The sequence below is a fragment of the Psychrobacillus syltrankelensis genome (genome assembly GCF_055454035.1).
Genome location: NZ_CM144227.1, coordinates 124,125 through 141,975 on the forward strand (window position 1 = coordinate 124,125; position 17,851 = coordinate 141,975).

The 17,851-nt window shown below is 34.9% G+C and carries 18 protein-coding genes; 14 read left to right on the forward strand and 4 right to left on the reverse strand.

The window, feature by feature from the left end; all coding sequences use genetic code 11:
- The first annotated feature begins 681 nt into the window (after positions 1-681).
- Positions 682-2,259, forward strand: coding sequence for an acyl-CoA synthetase MbcS (mbcS, locus tag ACTSKG_RS00640; RefSeq protein WP_464756238.1), 1,578 nt, complete (start codon positions 682-684; stop codon positions 2,257-2,259).
- 134 nt (positions 2,260-2,393) lie between these two features.
- A complete protein-coding gene (rarD, locus tag ACTSKG_RS00645; protein ID WP_464756239.1) occupies positions 2,394-3,290 on the forward strand; it encodes an EamA family transporter RarD in 897 nt (298 codons plus the stop codon).
- Positions 3,291-3,309: 19 nt separating this feature from the next.
- Here rarD and ACTSKG_RS00650 read toward each other — a convergent pair whose 3' ends face one another.
- Positions 3,310-4,110, reverse strand: coding sequence for an NAD kinase (locus tag ACTSKG_RS00650; RefSeq protein WP_464756240.1), 801 nt, complete (start codon positions 4,108-4,110; stop codon positions 3,310-3,312).
- 155 nt (positions 4,111-4,265) lie between these two features.
- On the opposite strand from ACTSKG_RS00650, the gene sppA reads away from it, so the two are divergent.
- The 6 genes from sppA (at position 4,266) to ACTSKG_RS00680 (ending at position 9,813) form a co-directional block, all read left to right on the forward strand.
- A complete protein-coding gene (sppA, locus tag ACTSKG_RS00655) occupies positions 4,266-5,279 on the forward strand; it encodes a signal peptide peptidase SppA (protein WP_464756241.1) in 1,014 nt (337 codons plus the stop codon).
- Between the two features lie 12 nt (positions 5,280-5,291).
- Positions 5,292-5,873 carry an RDD family protein gene (locus ACTSKG_RS00660; RefSeq protein WP_464756242.1) on the forward strand — a complete coding sequence of 194 codons (582 nt, stop codon included), beginning with the start codon at positions 5,292-5,294 and terminating at the stop codon, positions 5,871-5,873.
- 35 nt (positions 5,874-5,908) lie between these two features.
- The gene (tpx, locus tag ACTSKG_RS00665; RefSeq protein ID WP_464756243.1) at positions 5,909-6,418 is read left to right on the forward strand and encodes a thiol peroxidase; all 510 of its coding nucleotides are present in this window, start codon (positions 5,909-5,911) and stop codon (positions 6,416-6,418) included.
- Positions 6,419-6,470: 52 nt separating this feature from the next.
- A complete protein-coding gene (locus tag ACTSKG_RS00670) occupies positions 6,471-7,400 on the forward strand; it encodes a class I SAM-dependent methyltransferase (protein ID WP_464756244.1) in 930 nt (309 codons plus the stop codon).
- A gap of 119 nt (positions 7,401-7,519) precedes the next feature.
- Positions 7,520-8,710: an acetate kinase gene (locus ACTSKG_RS00675; RefSeq protein ID WP_464756245.1), complete on the forward strand. Its 1,191-nt coding sequence runs from the start codon at positions 7,520-7,522 to the stop codon at positions 8,708-8,710.
- Between the two features lie 899 nt (positions 8,711-9,609).
- Positions 9,610-9,813 (forward strand): hypothetical protein, encoded by a 204-nt coding sequence (locus tag ACTSKG_RS00680; RefSeq protein WP_464756246.1) that lies wholly within the window; start codon positions 9,610-9,612, stop codon positions 9,811-9,813.
- A 167-nt stretch (positions 9,814-9,980) separates the two neighbouring features.
- On the opposite strand, the gene ACTSKG_RS00685 is transcribed toward ACTSKG_RS00680, so the two are convergent.
- Positions 9,981-10,433 (reverse strand): universal stress protein, encoded by a 453-nt coding sequence (locus ACTSKG_RS00685; RefSeq protein ID WP_464756247.1) that lies wholly within the window; start codon positions 10,431-10,433, stop codon positions 9,981-9,983.
- Between the two features lie 217 nt (positions 10,434-10,650).
- On the opposite strand from ACTSKG_RS00685, the gene ald reads away from it, so the two are divergent.
- From ald to ACTSKG_RS00700, 3 genes are all read left to right on the forward strand, one after another.
- Complete coding sequence (gene ald, locus ACTSKG_RS00690; protein WP_464756248.1) at positions 10,651-11,766, forward strand: alanine dehydrogenase; 1,116 nt, start codon at positions 10,651-10,653, stop codon at positions 11,764-11,766.
- An 80-nt stretch (positions 11,767-11,846) separates the two neighbouring features.
- Entirely contained in the window at positions 11,847-12,212 is a 366-nt protein-coding gene (gene crcB, locus ACTSKG_RS00695) for a fluoride efflux transporter CrcB (protein ID WP_464756249.1), read from the forward strand.
- Positions 12,209-12,556 (forward strand): fluoride efflux transporter FluC, encoded by a 348-nt coding sequence (locus tag ACTSKG_RS00700; protein WP_464756250.1) that lies wholly within the window; start codon positions 12,209-12,211, stop codon positions 12,554-12,556. Before crcB ends, ACTSKG_RS00700 begins: the two co-directional genes overlap by 4 nt.
- A 664-nt stretch (positions 12,557-13,220) precedes the next feature.
- Here the strand turns inward: ACTSKG_RS00700 and ACTSKG_RS00705 are convergent.
- Complete coding sequence (locus tag ACTSKG_RS00705) at positions 13,221-14,312, reverse strand: M24 family metallopeptidase (RefSeq protein ID WP_464756251.1); 1,092 nt, start codon at positions 14,310-14,312, stop codon at positions 13,221-13,223.
- A gap of 114 nt (positions 14,313-14,426) precedes the next feature.
- Here ACTSKG_RS00705 and ACTSKG_RS00710 point away from each other — a divergent pair, with 114 nt between their 5' ends.
- Positions 14,427-15,107 carry a metal-dependent hydrolase gene (locus tag ACTSKG_RS00710; RefSeq protein ID WP_464756252.1) on the forward strand — a complete coding sequence of 227 codons (681 nt, stop codon included), beginning with the start codon at positions 14,427-14,429 and terminating at the stop codon, positions 15,105-15,107.
- Between the two features lie 64 nt (positions 15,108-15,171).
- On the forward strand, positions 15,172-16,479 hold the full coding sequence (locus tag ACTSKG_RS00715) for a DRTGG domain-containing protein (RefSeq protein ID WP_464756253.1): 1,308 nt from the start codon (positions 15,172-15,174) through the stop codon (positions 16,477-16,479).
- A gap of 27 nt (positions 16,480-16,506) precedes the next feature.
- Here ACTSKG_RS00715 and ACTSKG_RS00720 read toward each other — a convergent pair whose 3' ends face one another.
- Positions 16,507-16,815: a YtpI family protein gene (locus ACTSKG_RS00720; RefSeq protein ID WP_464756254.1), complete on the reverse strand. Its 309-nt coding sequence runs from the start codon at positions 16,813-16,815 to the stop codon at positions 16,507-16,509.
- 93 nt (positions 16,816-16,908) lie between these two features.
- On the opposite strand from ACTSKG_RS00720, the gene ACTSKG_RS00725 reads away from it, so the two are divergent.
- Positions 16,909-17,838: a DHH family phosphoesterase gene (locus ACTSKG_RS00725; RefSeq protein ID WP_464756255.1), complete on the forward strand. Its 930-nt coding sequence runs from the start codon at positions 16,909-16,911 to the stop codon at positions 17,836-17,838.
- Positions 17,839-17,851 lie beyond the last annotated feature (13 nt).

Genomic DNA, 17,851 nt, shown 5'->3' on the forward strand with positions numbered 1-17,851 from the left:
TACAAATTAAAAAACTAAACCACCATAGACTTGATGGTTTTTATATTAGTTTCTTACTCAAACAGATCAATTCCTTTGATAGATTATTATGTTATTTTACATAACAACCAATAGTTCTCTTTTTTAAGATGTCAGATATAGCAACATTTTGGATTAAATTAAACTGACTATCTGTTAGTAATGAATGTCTCAGATTGAATTCACCTATCTAGTTGTTGATTTCTCCCCATTTTCCTTTCTTTCAACATTCAAAGTTTATAAGATTCAGGGGTTATATTATTTAAGTTGGTGGAGGTTGAAAAATAGATAACATCTATTGATAAAGAAGTGCTGAGCGGACGAAATTGTATCTTCGTCCGCTTTTAAAAGAATAGGAAAGTATTTTTTCTCTAATTATCCAAACCAAACGCCTCATGTCTTTTTCAAATTCTAAGAGGGCGACGGACAAACATCCGCCACAAGATTAACCGAGGATCGTGAAGTGACGTAGTCACTTCACGATCCATTACTCTAACGGTAATAGTGTAGCCAATGTTTCGCCCAAAGCACTCTGGAAACAGTAAGTACAAGATGCACTTGAGGCGAGCTTGCACTTTTATTTTAATTTCTGAAAGTTATCTTTTCGTGTAAAAATCTGACTATTTGTTTTATAATTAATTATAAGCATAAGGAGGAGTTTAGATGACTAAACATAATTTAATTGCACCAAACAACTATAACTTAGTTAGTGAATTTGAAAAATATAGTACTGATGAAAATAAGATTGCTCTTATTTGGGAGTCGGATAAGGGTGAAAATAAGACTTGTACATACAAAGAGTTAATGCTAAGGGCAAATAAAGTGGCGAATGTATTTACAAAAAAAGGTCTTCAAAAAGGCGATGTCGTATTAATTATGGTTCCTCGCCTAATAGAAGCATATGAAGTTTATATTGGTGCATTAAAAGCGGGCCTTGTTGTTATTCCAAGCTCTGAGATGCTGCGAGCAAAAGATATTGAATATCGTCTTGAGCATAGTGAAGCGAAAGCTGTCATCGCATATGAACCATTTTTGGATCAGTTTGATGGAGTTCAACATATAGATGGGAAATTATTACTAGTAATTGGTGATGGAAAAGGGAAGTGGAACTCACTTACAAATGAAATGGATCAGGAATCCGATCGGTTTCAAACTGTCGCTACACAAAAAGAGGATATGGCATTTTTATCATACACAAGTGGTACTACAGGAAACCCAAAAGGCGTAGTACATACACATGGGTGGGCTTTTGCACATTTGCGTACTTCTGGCCCAAATTGGCTTGGCATTCAAGAAGAAGATTTAGTTTGGGCAACTGCTAGTCCTGGATGGCAAAAGTGGATTTGGAGTCCTTTTCTTGCTACATTAGGGAGTGGCGCAATTGGTTATGTGTATAATGGGAAATTTGAACCGAAAACATATTTAAATAAGATTCAAGAGAAAAAAGTAAATGTGCTATGTTGCACACCAACGGAATATAGAATAATGGCTAAAACGGAAGGATTATCGGAGTATAATATGTCCTCCCTTCATAGTGCTGTATCAGCAGGGGAACCGTTAAACAGAGAAGTTATAGAAACTTTTAATAGATTGTTTAGTTTGGAAGTTAGAGATGGTTATGGTCAAACAGAGAACACGTTGCTTGTCGGCACGATGAAAGGGATGGAAACAAGATTAGGTTCAATGGGTAAACCAACACCAGGAAATAGGGTAGAAATCATTAATGAACTTGGAGAGGCTTGTGTTCCAGGTGAGGTTGGTGATATTGCAGTGCATATAGAGACACCTGCTCTTTTTAAAGAATATTTAAAGGACCCTGAAAGAACTTCTATGCAATTTAGAGGAGATTACTATATTACTGGTGACCAAGCGAAAAAGGATGAAGATGGTTATTTTTGGTTTGAAGGTAGAGGGGACGATATTATAATAAGTTCTGGATACACAATCGGACCATTCGAAGTGGAAGATGCGCTTACAAAACATCCCGCTGTCCAAGAATGTGCAGTAGTTGGAAGTCCTCATGAACTCCGTGGAGCAATTGTAAAAGCATTCGTCGTTTTACGTGATTCATCCATACAAGGTTCAGAGGAATTAGTAAAAGAACTTCAAGAGCATGTTAAATCATTGACTGCTCCCTATAAGTATCCTCGCGAAATACAATTTATCAAAGAATTACCGAAAACAACTTCTGGTAAAATAAGAAGAATTGAACTAAGAGAACAAGAAAAATTGAAAAAATAACAAATATCAAGACACGAAGAACTAAAAATGTTTTTCGTGTTTTTGTATGTTGAAAAGATTTTTTGTTTACTTTAATGAAGTAAAGGACTATAATGATGCTTGTATTTTCTGGCACAAACTAATGGGGTGAAGCTTTGCAAAAAGAAGAGAAACAGGGAATAATTATAGTAGCAATTGCTTATATATTTTGGGGTTTTATGCCGATTTATTGGAAGCTATTGGTGAATGTTTCGAGTGATGAGATACTTTCGAGTCGAGTAATATGGTCATTTATTTTTACATTTTTAGTAGTTATCTTAAGTAGAAAATTTAAAACGTTAATCAGTGATTTAAAGGAACTTTGGAAGAATAAAAAGGCTTTTTGGAGTCTAGTTCTTGCTTCGTACTTAGTAACAGGAAATTGGTTTACTTACATATACGCAGTAAATGCAGGATACATAGTACAATCGAGTTTAGGATATTACATCAACCCACTGATATCAGTACTTCTAGGAATTATATTTTTAAAAGAAAAACTATCTAGGGCACAACAACTTTCGGTAACTATTGCAGCAGCTGGAGTAATTATTCTTACAATATCTTATGGAGAGATTCCATGGATTGCTGTTACTTTAGCTTTAACATTTGCTTTTTATGGTTTGATTAAAAAAAGCCTAACGATAGATCCTTTACGAGGCCTAACATTAGAAACAATGTTTGTTCTTCCTGTAGCCCTTATTTATTTTGTTTATTTACTGATGACTGATCAAGCAGTCTTCTTCCAATCAAATGCTCAAACAATGATTTTGCTAGCATTAACAGGTGTTGCAACCGCAGTTCCACTTGTAATGTTTGCAAAAGGAACGAAAACGATGCCTCTTTATATGTCTGGCTTTATTCAATATTTTGCTCCAACAATTATGCTCCTAGTCGGCATTTTTTTATATGATGAAAAATTTAGCAAAATTGAATTTATATCATTTTCATTTATATGGATAGCATTAATTTTATTTACATTTTCTAAAATTGTGGAAGTAAGAAAACACAGGTAGCTCTCAGTCTACCTGTGTTTTATAAAAAAGATCTCTTTACTTTTTCCCAATAGCTATTATTTTTTAATTTTACTGTTTTTATAACTTGATTACTTAATGCGATAGAGACAGTCTCTACATGTTGAATACTTAATGCTTCGTTGTCGGTGCTCATAGATGGATAGTCATTCCAGTCTTTATGGAGTCTAAGTTCAAGAGTTCTACTGCCACTTAAAATGAAGGGAGAACCCAGTGTTCTATATTCATTATTATTCATGGAAGCAATTTCTGTCACTTGAATACATGGAAGTAATGGGTCTACTATAGCTCCATTAAGCGACTTATTGTAAGCGGAGCTACCAGTCGGAGTTGAAATCACGATTCCGTCTCCTCTAAATGTCTCAAACAGTTTGTGGTCAATTATTATGTCAAATACAAAAGTTTTAATAATATTTGAACGAATGGTGAACTCATTTAAGCAATAAAATTTAGGTTGATGATTGACCGATAATTCGAGCAAAGGGTACTTCCGGACTTCAATTTTATTATGCAATACTGCATCTGCCATTTCATCAATGTCCTCTATTAAAAAGTCACAATACATACTAAGCATGCCTGTGGTTGATATTCCGGCATAGAGACAATCCTGACGAAATCCCGTCTTGCGAACTGCTTGTAAAAATGATCCATCCGAACCAATGCTTACAATTATAGAGGCTTCATTATGGTGTTCAACTACTTGGAAGCCGTACTGTTTTATTACATTCGTTAAAAGATCTTTTTTTTGTAAAGTATCAATGTCATTTTTGGTAAAAAGATATATTGCGTTTTTGAGTGTCATATTCGATTTTCCCTTCAACAGAATTAGAATAGTAAACTTCAAATTATTTATTGCCTAGTTTCAATTTTATATGTATTATATTTATTTTACCATTTCATGAAACGTTTAGGCATTTTTTTCGTATGTTATGAGAGAACAAAAGGAGGAACAACAACATGAATAAGAAACGTTGGTTTGCTATATTAGGAGCATCCATTTTATTGGTCATATCAATCTTTGTAAATACAATATCCACCATGTTTTCTACAGATTGGACGTCTTTAATGGACGAATTTGCATCTATTTCAAATTCTGATTTCTATGAAACTGTATTAGAAGATGGAGATATGGATAGTCGAGTAGCAGTCTTAACAGTGGATGGTACGATTCAGGATACCGGTAGTGCATCCTCTATTTTTGGAACAGAAAGTTACAATCACCAATTCTTTTTGCAACAATTAGATCAGGTGAAACAAGACGATACGGTAAAAGCTATAGTATTACAAGTGAACTCACCTGGTGGCGGGGTAGTTGAATCTGCACAAATATATAAAAAAATTAAAGAGATTCAAGACGATACTTCAAAGCCAATCTATGTTTCTATGGGAAGTATGGCAGCATCAGGGGGTTACTATATTTCGGCACCTGCAGATAAAATATTTGTCAATAAAGAAACGATTACAGGTTCAATCGGTGTTATCATGCATAGCATCAATTATGGAAAATTAGCAGAAAAATATGGAGTAGAGTTTGTAACTATTAAATCTGGTCCTTATAAAGATATCATGAGTCCAACTAGAGAAATGACAGAAGAAGAAAGAAATATGTTACAAGTTATGTTAAATGAATCTTATGAAGATTTTGTTGATATCGTGGCGCAAGGTCGTCATATGAAAGTTGCAGAAGTGAAAAAAGTTGCAGATGGTAGAATTATGAGTGGGCGACAAGCTGTCGCAGCTGGCCTGGCAGATGACGTTGGTTATTTGGAGGATGTTATTCAAGCGATAAAGAAAGATCATAAATTAGAGGATGCTGAAGTAATTGAATACGGCTACTCACAAAGTCTGTCTTCTCTTTTTGCTCTTAAAGCACAGTCTTTCCTAGGGTTAGATATGGAATCCAAACTAATAGGTAAACTTATTGCAGACAATAGTGCACCGCGAATGATGTATTTATATGGTGATAGATAAGGAGGGTAAATGATGAGTGAAATTATACAGACGGAAGAAAATAATGTGCAACCAAATGAATTGAGAAACCAGCAAATAAGCGTACAACCTATTGAGCAATTTGAACTGAAAGCAGCTGGTTTTTGGATTCGTTTTTGGGCATATTTTTCGGATCTATTAATCTTATCCTCTATTGGAATGTTACTTATAAAGCCTATTTTTCGTTTATTTTCTTTGGAAATAAACGACCCTACTTGGTATGCTCCATTTACTTTAATAACATCGATTCTTTTTTACGCCTATTTTGTACTGATGACAAAATTTTTCAATCAAACAATAGGAAAAATGATTTTTGGCATTCGAGTTATATCGAAGGATAATGGAAACCTTACATGGAGTACAATCCTATTTAGGGAATGGATTGGCCGCATAATTTCTGTTATTCCACTTAATCTTCCTTATCTTGTTGTTGCGTTTACAGAGAAAAATCAGGCAATCCATGATATGATCGCAGATACTTTTGTAGTTCATGAAGAAGTTTACGACAAAGTGGAAAAAAATGAATACAATCGTACTGCAATAGCAAAAGAGTTGCAAGAGCAGAACACATTCTAGTAAGATGAAGATAATGAAAAAGGAGGCTACATATTATGGCACAAGTAACATTTAAAAATAATCCTATTACTTTAGTTGGTAGGGAATTGGTAGTTGGAGAGAAAGCCCCAAATTTTACAGTTTTAGCAAACGATTTATCAGCAGTAACACTTCAAGATTCAGCTGGAAAAGTTCGTCTTATTAGTGTAGTCCCTTCCCTAGATACTGGTGTTTGTTCAACACAAACAAATAAATTCAATCAAAGTGCTGCTAGTTTAGGTGAGGATGTAGTAATATTAACAATCTCAGTAGACTTACCTTTTGCTCAAAAACGTTGGTGTGGTGCTAATGCCGCAGATGCAATTCAGACATTATCGGATCATCGTGACCTTTCTTTCGGAGAAGCATACGGAGTGGTGATGAAGGAATTACGTTTATTAGCTCGCTCCATTTTTGTAGTTGATAAAAATGATGTAATTACTTATGTTGAATATGTAAGCGAAGGAACAGATCATCCAGACTACGAAAAAGCTTTAGAAGCTGTTAAAGCATTAACGAACAAATAAAACAATAAAACCCACTCTAATTGAAGAGTGGGTTTTAATTTGAGGGATAATTATGCATACAAATGTGGAGAAAATTTTTACGTTTATTGATCAAGAAAGTAGTTTTATAGAAGAACAGGAGTCTGTGACATATTTGGAAGGCGTTATTTACGCACTTGAATTATGGATAACAGAAAAAAAAGCACCAGTAGTGACAAACCCTGATAACGAGCAAATTAGAAAAGCAGTACAACTTGCTATTCTAAAAGGGATGAAAAAATCAGCACAAGTCAACCATCAAATGACGCCAGATGCAATTGGCTTATTGGTATCTTATTTTGTGAAGAAAATGATGAAAGAAAAAAAAGAGCTTGCAATTTTAGATCCAGCATTAGGAACTGGTAATTTACTCTACACAATAATGAATGCGTTATCTAGTGAAAATCATGCTTTTGGAGTCGAAATAGACGATTTATTAATTCAATTGGCAGCTCAAACAGGTGAGCTATTAAGTTGTGATATTCAATTATTTAGACAGGATGCTTTAAAACCTTTATTAATCGATCCAGTTGACATTGTTGTAAGTGATTTACCCGTAGGATATTATCCAGATGAGGAAACTGCAAGTGAATATTTTCTTCAAGGTGAAGGTGAAATGTCTTATGCGCATCATTTATTTATCGAACAATCGATGAAACATGTAAAACCTGGTGGATACTTATACTTTTTAGTTCCAGACACTATTTTTGAATCAAAACAAGCACCAAACCTTCATAAATTTTTGAAAGGTAATGGCTGGATTCAGGCAGTAATACAGTTCCCACCTAATATCTTCAAAACAAAAGGGCAAGAAAAGAGTTTACTCATACTTCAAAAGATAAGGGAAGATTTAAAAGCACCGAGGGAAGTATTGCTTGCAAAAGTACCAAATATGTCAAATAGGGAATCGATGGAGTTGTTCTTTAAAAAAATTGATATATGGCAAGAAGAAAATTCTAGATGATAGTTGATAGTTGCTCGTCCCTTCTGTGATTAGTACAATTAATGTACTAGTTTCACTTAATCAACCAAAGAACATAAACCGGTTGATTTAAAGTGAAAGGATAGAAGGGGCGTTTTTTTATGGTAAATATTTTAGCGATTAATGCCGGTAGTTCATCTTTAAAATTTCAATTGTTGAAAATGCCAGAAGAAAAGGTTATTGCAAAAGGGATAATAGATAGAATTGGTTTAAGCAATTCTATTTTTACAATGACGACGCAAAACGAACGAATACATTTAAAAGAACAAGTGGAAAATCATACACTAGCCGTAAAACTTTTGATGAATCAGTTAGTTGATAAACGAGTTATAAACTCTTTAAATGATATCCAAGGAGTAGGACATCGTGTAGTTCATGGTGGAGAAGTGTATAGTGATTCGGTGTTAATAACAGAAAAGGTTATGAAAACATTAGAAGAGCTTTCTGAACTTGCCCCATTACATAATCCTGCAAATATTACAGGTATTCGCGAGTTTACAAAAGAATTACCGAATGTTCCAGCAGTAGCTGTTTTTGATACAGCATTTCATCAAACAATGCCAGAAAGTTCGTACTTATATTCCATACCATATGATTATTATGAGAAATATGGAATTCGGAAATATGGTTTTCACGGGACTTCACATAAATATGTTGCTTACCGGGCAGCAGAGTTATTAAACCGACCAATAGAAACGACTAGATTTATATCCTGTCACCTAGGAAATGGAGCAAGTATTGCGGCTATACATCGAGGAAAATCTATTGACACATCCATGGGCTTTACACCTCTGGCTGGAGTAACGATGGGGACAAGATCCGGGAATTTAGATCCTGCTCTAATTCCATACTTAATGGAAAAAACAGAAAAAAGTGCAGAAGAAGTATTAGATATTTTAAATAAAAAATCTGGCATGCTAGGCGTTTCAGGATTTTCAAGTGATCTCCGTGAAATTGTAATAGAAGCATCCAATGGAAATGAACGAGCACAGTTAGCGCTTGATGTATTTGCAAATCGTATCCATAAATATATAGGTTCTTATGCAGCTCGGATGAATGGTGTAGATGCCATAATTTTTACTGCAGGTATTGGAGAAAATAGTGAAGTTATCCGTGAAAAAGTTTTAAGTGGTCTACAATTTATGGGTATTTATTTGGATCATGATCTAAATAAGCTAAACGGTAAAGAAATATTTATTAATTATCCTCATTCTCCGGTAAAAGTAATTGTCATCCCAACGAACGAAGAAATAATGATTGCAAGAGATACAATGAGATTAGCAGGATTATGATTGGGAAAAAGTTGTACTTTCGGATGGTAAGGTAAAGCTCTCGCCTTAGCAGAAGTAGAAGAGTTTTTTATTATGGTTAAAATTTTTTACGAAATGAAGTCACATACACTGATTCTTTTTAAAGATTGAAGTATATGGAACAAAGTGATAGGAGGTCTTGAAAGAGTTAAATACCGCGGATTTCCGTTTCAGGTGGACGCTTTCCGCGGGGTGAGCGATGAACCATCACCGCCGCTACGCGTTCGTTGTGATGTTTCATCTGTCTCACTCATCCCGCTGGAGTCGCCACCTTTCACTTCAATCCATTAAGTTAGTATTTACCTTAGAAAGAGATGCTATTGCTTTTTAAAAAGGATTAAATGTATATATTAAATTAAGTAATTATCCTATACATATTAGTTGATTGGAACGTAGCAAAAACAAGATTTTGCACCATGTAAATAAGAAATACACCCCGAAAAGTTTGGTACTTTCATTTGCTAATCCATATGTCCAGCAGAAATAGAGAAAAAATAGATAGGTTTTAAAGGTAAGGAAGGGGAGAGCTTCCGAAATTGTATCTTCGGAAGCTTATAAAAGAGTAGGGGAGCATTTTTTCTTTCGTTATCAAAACAAAAAGCATTATGGTCACACATATTCCAAGAGAGCGACGGACAAACATCCGCCACAAGATTATCGAAAAATTGGATCGTGAGGTGACGCAGTCACTTCACGATCCAATTCCCACTGTAATAGTGTAGCAAATGTTTTTCTGCGACGAGTAACCGCAGGAGCAAATGTTTCGTTCAAAGCACTCTAGAAATAGTGAAGACAAAATGCACTTAAAGGGCGCTTGCGCTTTTCTTATTCTGAGTTGTTCTATTATTATGTCAGTAGAATTGAAGGAGGTACGAGTTAGTATGAGAAATTATGGCGTATCAATAGTTTTAGAAAATGAAGAGAGTTATGAACTAGAAATTCAAGGTTCTAGTGAGGAAGATGTTTTAAGTAAATTATTTTCCCAAATATCAGGAGTAATAAAAATTAATCCATATGATGATGTTGTCGTTTTTATTAACTTTAATAAGGTATTAAAAATTCAAATTCAACCAATAGCTGAATAACAAAACACTTAATCAACTCATATGGTTATTATTAAGAATTAAAGAAATTCATTAAAAAAGTAGAGCAAGAAGTGACAGACACTTCCTGCTCCAAAATTTTCAAGGTAATAATATAACCGTTTTTTAGTACAAAGTAATTGAATATAGTGAAGACATGATCCTCTTAATTAATCTTCTTTTTCCTCAGTACGAACTACTAAGACGTCACATGAAGATGAACGTACAATGTATTCAGAGACACTTCCTATAAGGAATCGCTCTACCGCATTAAGTCCAGTTGCTCCACAAATGATTAAATCTGCTTCTATTTTTTTAGAAATATCTTTTGAAATCATTGTTTTTGGAGAACCATATTCAACAATTATGTTTACATTATTAACACCACCCGCAATTGCTTCTTTTTTATAGCCTTCTAGTAAATCTTCTGCAAATACTTGAGCTCTTTCGGCGATAGAACGATCATAAGCTTCAATTGCCGCAAATGATCTTGTATCAATAATGTTGATTAAATTTAATGTTGCATTATTTCTTGCAGCAATCGAAACCGATTTTTTATAAGCTAACTCCGCTTCCTTTGAACCATCAACCGCAACTAGAATTTGTTTGTATTTTAATGTCATTTTTAAAACCTCCTATTTCTTATTATATTTATATAATTCGAGATTTATTTCTGTATTCCTTCTATTTTTTTCTATTAAGGGGGTTATTGAGAACTTTTCTCGTAAATTTTTAAATTAATGAAGCATTTTAAATATATAAATGTTAAAATGAAGATGTTTTTATGATTCATTTCATATGGGTCATTTCTTAAAAATATATACATAAGGGGATATGGAAATGCGTATTGGTATACCAAAAGAAACGAAAAATAACGAAAATCGAGTGGCTATGACGCCTGCTGGAGTTGTTACTTTAAAGCATAATAATCATGAAGTAATTATTGAAACAGGTGCAGGACTAGGTTCAAGCTTCACCGATGAAGATTATATTGCTGCAGGTGCAACGATTGTACAAACTGCAGAAGAAGCATGGAACCAAGAGATGGTAATGAAAGTAAAAGAGCCTACTCATGAAGAATATGCGCTTATTCGTGAAGAATCTATTCTTTTCACATATTTACATTTAGCTCCAGAAGAAGCTTTAACAAAGGTGTTACTTGATAAGAAAGTGACAGCAATTGCATATGAAACGGTTCAACTTCCAAATAATTCATTGCCATTGCTAACGCCAATGAGTGAAGTTGCAGGTCGTATGGCAACACAAATAGGTGCACAATATTTAGAACAAATTCATGGAGGAAAAGGTATTCTACTTGGAGGAGTTCCTGGAGTTCCTCGTGCGAAAGTTGCAGTAGTCGGTGGAGGTATCGCTGGTACAAATGCAGCTCGCGTAGCAGTAGGTATGGGTGCAGATGTTACTATTATTGATTTAAACGCTGATCGTCTTCGTCAATTGGAAGATTTATTCGGTGGAAGTGTTCAAACACTTATTTCAAATCCTTTTAATATCGGACATGCAGTGAAGGAGGCAGATTTAGTAGTAGGTGCAGTTCTTATTCCTGGTGCTAAAGCTCCTAAACTTGTATCAGAAGAAATGATTAAATCCATGTCTCCAGGTTCAGTTGTTATTGACATTGCAATTGACCAAGGTGGTATTTTTGAAACTTCTGACCGTATTACTACTCATGACAACCCAACTTATGAAAAACATGGTGTTGTACACTATGCTGTTGCTAATATGCCTGGAGCGGTGCCTAGAACCTCTACAATGGCGCTTACAAATGCAACGGTTCCATATGCTCTACAAATTGCTAACAAAGGATATAGACAAGCTTGCTTGGATAACCTTGCACTACAAAAAGGTATTAACACATTAGCTGGTCACGTTACATTTAAAGCGGTTGCAGAAGCACAAGGTCTTCCTTATGTAGATGTTGCTACACTTTTAAATTAATTAATATATTTTGAACACCCAAAGGTTATTCATCACTTTGGGTGTTCTGTTATTTGAAAACAATAATGGAGTGTATGCAATTGGCTTATTTATTTGTTGGTTTAGCAGGAGCATTAGGAGCTTTAACAAGATTTTTAGTTGGACTTATGCTGTATTCACATTCAATTTTCCCCTTTGCAACACTAATAGTAAATCTAATAGGTTGTTATCTTCTTCCTTTTTTATCTTCATCTGTTTTTTATAAAAGTAAATTCTCACCCAATGTGCAGACAGCTATTACTACAGGTTTTCTAGGTTCTTTTACAACTTTTTCTGCATTTAGTGTAGAAACAGTGAAATTATTGCAGCAAGGGGAAATTATATTTGCTGTTTTATACGTATTGATTAGTGTAGTTGGTGGGATTGTAATGAGTAATCTAGGATGGAAACATGAGGTGACAAGATGACTGCGATTGTTGCTGTAGCCATAGGTGGATTTTTGGGAGCTATCCTCCGATTTTATTTTGCTCAAAAGTGGAATGAAAACGGGGCAAGTAAAATACCTATTGGAACACTATTCGTCAATTTAATTGGTTCTTTTCTATTAGGATTTATAGTAAGTCTTAGTTTAAATGAAATTTATTTATTACTTATAGGTACTGGATTTTTAGGGGCATTTACCACTTTTTCTACTTTAAATAAGGAACTAACAACACTTCAGAAATTTCCTCGAAAATGGATTCTATATTTCACTATTACCTATGCAGGGGGATTATGCTTAGCCTTGCTAGGGTATTCTGTTGGAAAATAAAAAAGCTCCAAATGAAGGGTAACGGGTTCGGTTAAAGGGGAGAAAATTGCAATTCACAGCCAAATTGGCAACCCTTTTAGCACATATATTGACATTAAATTAACATAAAAAATAGCAACTGATTTAGTTCAGTTGCTATTTTTTGGTTCAATAAGCTAAACTTCTTTTGACAGTAGCTTAACTTCAAACGTTTTTAAAAGTTCATTTTGAAACTATTTGTTTATTACAAGTGTTTCCCAACCATCATATTCTCCTTCGACCTAATGGCGACTACATTATGCAGGCTCCTATATGGTTTTTATTTTTACAGTCCACAGTATACATGAATCTGTGGGCTGATGATTTTAGTTGGTGGAACCTGAAAAAAATAGTTAGCATCTATTAATAAAGAAGCGCTGAGCGGACGAAATTGCATCTTCGTCCACCTTTAAAATAATAGGAGAGGATTTATTCTCTCGTTATCCAAACCTTATGTATCTTGTCTCTACCTATTTCAAGAGGGCGACGGAACAACATCTGCCACAAGATTACCGAAAAAGGCTCGTGAAGTGACGCAGTCACTTCACGAGCCAAATTCCTCCGGTAATAGAGTAGCCGATGTTTCGTCCAAAGCACTCTGGGAAAAGTAAAGACCAGATGCACATAAAGGACGCTTGCATTTTGCTTATAAAATAATTAACTCTTTCGGGAACTTTGTAAGAACCTCTACTCCATCTTCGGTAACAACAACGTCATCTTCAATACGCACACCAGTAATGTTAGGGTGGTAAATGCCTGGTTCAATTGTAAATACCATTCCAGTTTCTAGTTTCATATCATTTACACCTGTGATGGAAGGGAATTCGTGTACGGAAATTCCAAGCCCGTGCCCAAGACGATGTGTGAAATATTCACCGTATCCCGCTTCTGTAATAACATCGCGCGCAATTTTATCAAGCTCCATTGCAGTTATGCCTGGTTTCACGGCATTTACAGCGGCTTCTTCGGCACGGCGAACAGTTTCATAAACTTCACGTTTTTCAGCAGAAGGTTCTCCGAAAGCTACTGTGCGTGTTATATCAGAGCAATAACCGTTGTAAATGACACCAAGGTCAAATAATACTAGATCCCCTTTTTGGATTTTGCGATCCCCAGGGTTACCGTGTGGAGATGCCGTTTTGGGGCCACTAAGTACCATTGTGTCGAATGCCATTTGAGAAGCACCTTTTTCTTTCACCGCTAACTCAATTGCATTTAAAATTTCTAACTCTGTTTTTCCTTCTGCAATCTCTTTACATCCAACTTCAACAGCGTAGTCTGCCAGCTCAGCAGCTTTTCGCATATTGACTAGTTCATCTTCTGATTTAATCACACGTAATTCATTAATTTTCTCATCAATTCTTGAAATTTGAACAGAAGGAATTCGTTCTTGAATAGCTTCTTGACGTTCCACAGTCATATGTGATTTTTCAATCGCTAAGGAATTGACTTCACCAATTTTATTGCTAATTGTTTGAACAACAATATCCCAAGCGTTTTGCGTATCTTGATGTCCTACAATGTCACCAGTCCATCCAGCTGCCAATGCATCAGGAACTTCCATTTGTGGACAAATGATAAATGGTGTCGCTTCCTTGAAAATTAAAACACCAAGCAATCGTTCATGCGGGTTACTTCTAAATCCAGTAAAATAAAAAACATTATCTGGAGTTGTTATGAAAGCTGCATCAATATTGCTAGATTGTAAATAGTTCTGAATCTTTTCTACTTGTTTCATCGTGGCACCTCTTTTTTAATTTTATAAGTTAAGGATAACAGAATAAAGGATTTCTAGCATTAACGTTGAATGAAATAAGAGAGAGAAAAACAACTTACAAGGAGTGTATGCATAATGCAAATCAGTTATCATGGGCATTCAGTAGTAAAAATTAAAACAGGGAAATATACGATATTAATTGACCCTTTTATTTCAGGTAACGGATTGACGGATTTAAACGCCTCTAAAGAAAAACCAGATGCTATCTTATTAACGCATGGTCATAATGATCATGTTGGAGACACAATCGATATTGCAAAACAAAGTAATGCAATTGTTGTTGCTCCCTTTGAGCTCGCAGAATATCTAGCAACGCAAGGAATTAATACACATGAAATGGGTTTAGGTGGGGCTTATCAATTTGAATTTGGGAAAGTTAAATACACGCATGCTTTTCATAGCTCTTCATTTGATACCCCTGATATTGGGACTATTTATACTGGAATGCCTGGAGGAATATTGTTTACGGTAGAAGGTAAGACTATTTATCATGCAGGAGATACCGGTCTATTCGGCGACATGAAATTGATTGGTGAACGAAACAATATTGACGTTGCTTTTTTACCTATCGGTGATAATTTTACAATGGGACCTGAAGATGCTGCTTATGCGACAGAACTTTTAAAACCGCGAGTAGTAGTACCAATTCATTACAATACATTTCCGGTCATTCAACAAGACCCAATGCATTTTAAAGAATTAGTAACTACTTCCAAAGTTCAAATTCTAAATGCTGGTGGGATTGTAGAGCTGTAGCTTGCAAAGAATGTGAGATAAATGTGGTACAATAAACGTACAACAATCGTTGGGAAGTGACTACATGACAACAAAACATGAGCAAATATTAGCATATATAGAAAAGCTCCCAGTTGGAGATAAAATATCTGTTAGACAAATTGCTAAAGATCTAACTGTAAGTGAAGGAACAGCATACCGTGCGATAAAAGAAGCAGAAGCAAGAAGACTTGTTAGTACAATTGAACGTGTCGGAACAATCCGAATTGAATTAAAGAAAAAAGAACATTTTGAACGTTTAACATTTGCAGAAGTTGTCAATATAGTAGATGGACAAGTTTTAGGTGGGAAAGCGGGACTATATAAAACGCTAAATAAATTTGTTATTGGTGCTATGCAGGTGGAAGATATGATGCGTTATGTCGAACCTAGTAATTTACTTATTGTTGGAAATCGACTCCAAGTACATGAACATGGTTTGCATGCTGGAGCAGCAGTACTTGTAACGGGTGGGTTTGATGTATCCGATAAAATAAAAAAACTAGCGGATGTTTTAGAGTTACCTGTAATTTCAACAAGCTATGATACATTTACAGTTGCTACAATGATTAATCGTGCAATAGACGATCAACTCATAAAAAAAGACGTTTTGCTTATTGAAGATATATATATTCCTTTAAAGGATACGTCGTTTCTTCATACAACTGATTTTGTTAAGCGCTATCGGGAGTTGAACCAATTAACCACTCACGGTGGATTTCCGGTGGTAGATACATCCAATAAATTAGTAGGCATCGTAACAGCGAGAGACGTTATTGGTAAAGAGAGCCATGAACTGGTTGAGAAAGTGATGACTAAAAATCCTATTGCTATAACGCTGAAAACAAGTGTTGCTTCTGCAAGTCATCGGATGATTTGGGAAGGAATTGACTTGTTACCTGTTGTGAAAGACAACAATATATTAGAAGGTGTTATTAGTAGACAAGATGTACTAAAAGCATTGCAAGCTGCCTCCAGACAACCGCAAAATGGAGAGACAATAGATGATATAGTAAAACAGCAAATAAAACTAATTTCTATGGAGGAATTTATTTTTGAGTTTGTCGTTACCCCTCAAATGACAAATCATTATGGGGCTATGTCTTATGGAGCCTTTTCTATACTTTTGACTGAAACTGGATCTCAAACGTTGAAAATTCGCAAACGTGGAGAAAGCGTAGTTGAAAATATGACTATTTATTATACGAAGCCTATTCAGTTAGAAAGTATTCTTCGTGTAGGAGTTAAGGTGTTAGAGATGAGTCGGAAAGTTGCTAAAATGGATTTAGAGGTATTTAATGACAAGCAACTAGTAGGAAAAGCAATGATAACGTACCAACTGCTAGAACGATAATAAAAATGATGCAGCACTTAAGCTGCATCATTTATTTAAACTTAGTTCTTCTTCGACAAATTGTCCGTAATGCTTGAATACTTTATAATTGTAATACATAAAATAACCGCCAAGTAGGATAAATAAAGCAGAAATTACATATGTAACGGACGAAGGGAAGACAATTAAAAAGTTCAAACCAAAAAATAACAAAAATGCTCCTAAACAAACAGAAGCCTTGGCAGAAAACCATTTTTTTCGAATAGGTAGTGTAGTGCGAAACTGTTTTGTTTTAAAATAAAAATACCACACAAAAGAAACAATAATAGCTAGTATAAATATTCCATTAAGAATCATAATGAACCTCCAATAAAAAAATAAGCTTCCATCATTGTAAAGGGTAATTTGTGAAAATGCGAATAGTAAACTTGAATAAGTGGAGGAAATGAAATGAAAAGACAAATCATTGACACAATCGAAGGTTATAATAAAATAATAATTCATCGACATGTTAGGCCCGATCCAGATGCATATGGATCCCAGATTGGGTTGAAAGAGTTAATTTCGTTTAATTACCCACAAAAAAAAGTATTTGCAACAGGATTTCATGAAAATACACTAGATTTCTTAGCTTATCCTGATACTGTTACTGACGATGATTTTAAAGATGCTTTAATTATTATAACAGATACAGCAAATACGGAAAGAATAGATGATGAGAGATACAAACTCGGTAAAACGCTCATCAAAATAGATCATCATCCGAATGATGATGCTTATGGAGATCTTTTATGGGTGGATACTAACTCAAGCTCTACAAGTGAAATGATTTGTGAATTATTTGATGAAGCGAAGGAATATAAAGGTTGGAAAATGAACGCAAGTATAGCAAGATTACTTTTTGCTGGAATCGTTGGGGACACAGGTAGATTTATGTTCCAAAGTACAACATTGCAAACAATGACGTATGCTGGAGAGTTACTTTCTTATGGATTTGATCGTACGGAGCTTTTTAATGGAATGTATGAAGTAGATAGAAACTTACTCCATTTAAAAGGATATGTATATGAAAACTTTAACATGGATGAAAATGGTGTAGGATTTGTTAAACTGACATCTGAGATTTTAAAGAAATATAATGTAGCTGAATCTGAGGCATCCTTATTAGTAGGCTCACTTGCAGATGTTAGAGGAATGAAATGTTGGGTATTCTTTATTGAAGATACAAAAGAAATTAGAGTACGTCTTCGTTCAAAAGGTCCGATTATTAATGTAATAGCAAAAAAATATGGTGGCGGTGGACATCCGCTTGCTTCAGGAGCTTCTGTGAAAACATGGGAGGAAGCAGACCGTGTAATCGAAGATTTGAAAAAGTTGTAAATTGAGGTGTCGT

Excerpts from the sequence above, each read along its gene's own strand:
- ACTSKG_RS00705 (WP_464756251.1), bottom strand. The coding sequence starts at position 14,312 with ATGAAACAAGTAGAAAAGATTCAGAACTATTTACAATCTAGCAATATT.
- ACTSKG_RS00685 (WP_464756247.1), bottom strand. The coding sequence starts at position 10,433 with ATGACATTAAAATACAAACAAATTCTAGTTGCGGTTGATGGTTCAAAG.
- ACTSKG_RS00720 (WP_464756254.1), bottom strand. The coding sequence starts at position 16,815 with ATGATTCTTAATGGAATATTTATACTAGCTATTATTGTTTCTTTTGTG.
- ACTSKG_RS00715 (WP_464756253.1), top strand. The coding sequence starts at position 15,172 with ATGACAACAAAACATGAGCAAATATTAGCATATATAGAAAAGCTCCCA.
- sppA (WP_464756241.1), top strand. The coding sequence starts at position 4,266 with ATGAATAAGAAACGTTGGTTTGCTATATTAGGAGCATCCATTTTATTG.
- ACTSKG_RS00680 (WP_464756246.1), top strand. The coding sequence starts at position 9,610 with ATGAGAAATTATGGCGTATCAATAGTTTTAGAAAATGAAGAGAGTTAT.
- ACTSKG_RS00725 (WP_464756255.1), top strand. The coding sequence starts at position 16,909 with ATGAAAAGACAAATCATTGACACAATCGAAGGTTATAATAAAATAATA.
- ACTSKG_RS00675 (WP_464756245.1), top strand. The coding sequence starts at position 7,520 with ATGGTAAATATTTTAGCGATTAATGCCGGTAGTTCATCTTTAAAATTT.
- ACTSKG_RS00670 (WP_464756244.1), top strand. The coding sequence starts at position 6,471 with ATGCATACAAATGTGGAGAAAATTTTTACGTTTATTGATCAAGAAAGT.
- ACTSKG_RS00650 (WP_464756240.1), bottom strand. The coding sequence starts at position 4,110 with ATGACACTCAAAAACGCAATATATCTTTTTACCAAAAATGACATTGAT.
- mbcS (WP_464756238.1), top strand. The coding sequence starts at position 682 with ATGACTAAACATAATTTAATTGCACCAAACAACTATAACTTAGTTAGT.
- ald (WP_464756248.1), top strand. The coding sequence starts at position 10,651 with ATGCGTATTGGTATACCAAAAGAAACGAAAAATAACGAAAATCGAGTG.
- ACTSKG_RS00710 (WP_464756252.1), top strand. The coding sequence starts at position 14,427 with ATGCAAATCAGTTATCATGGGCATTCAGTAGTAAAAATTAAAACAGGG.
- ACTSKG_RS00660 (WP_464756242.1), top strand. The coding sequence starts at position 5,292 with ATGAGTGAAATTATACAGACGGAAGAAAATAATGTGCAACCAAATGAA.
- tpx (WP_464756243.1), top strand. The coding sequence starts at position 5,909 with ATGGCACAAGTAACATTTAAAAATAATCCTATTACTTTAGTTGGTAGG.
- ACTSKG_RS00700 (WP_464756250.1), top strand. The coding sequence starts at position 12,209 with ATGACTGCGATTGTTGCTGTAGCCATAGGTGGATTTTTGGGAGCTATC.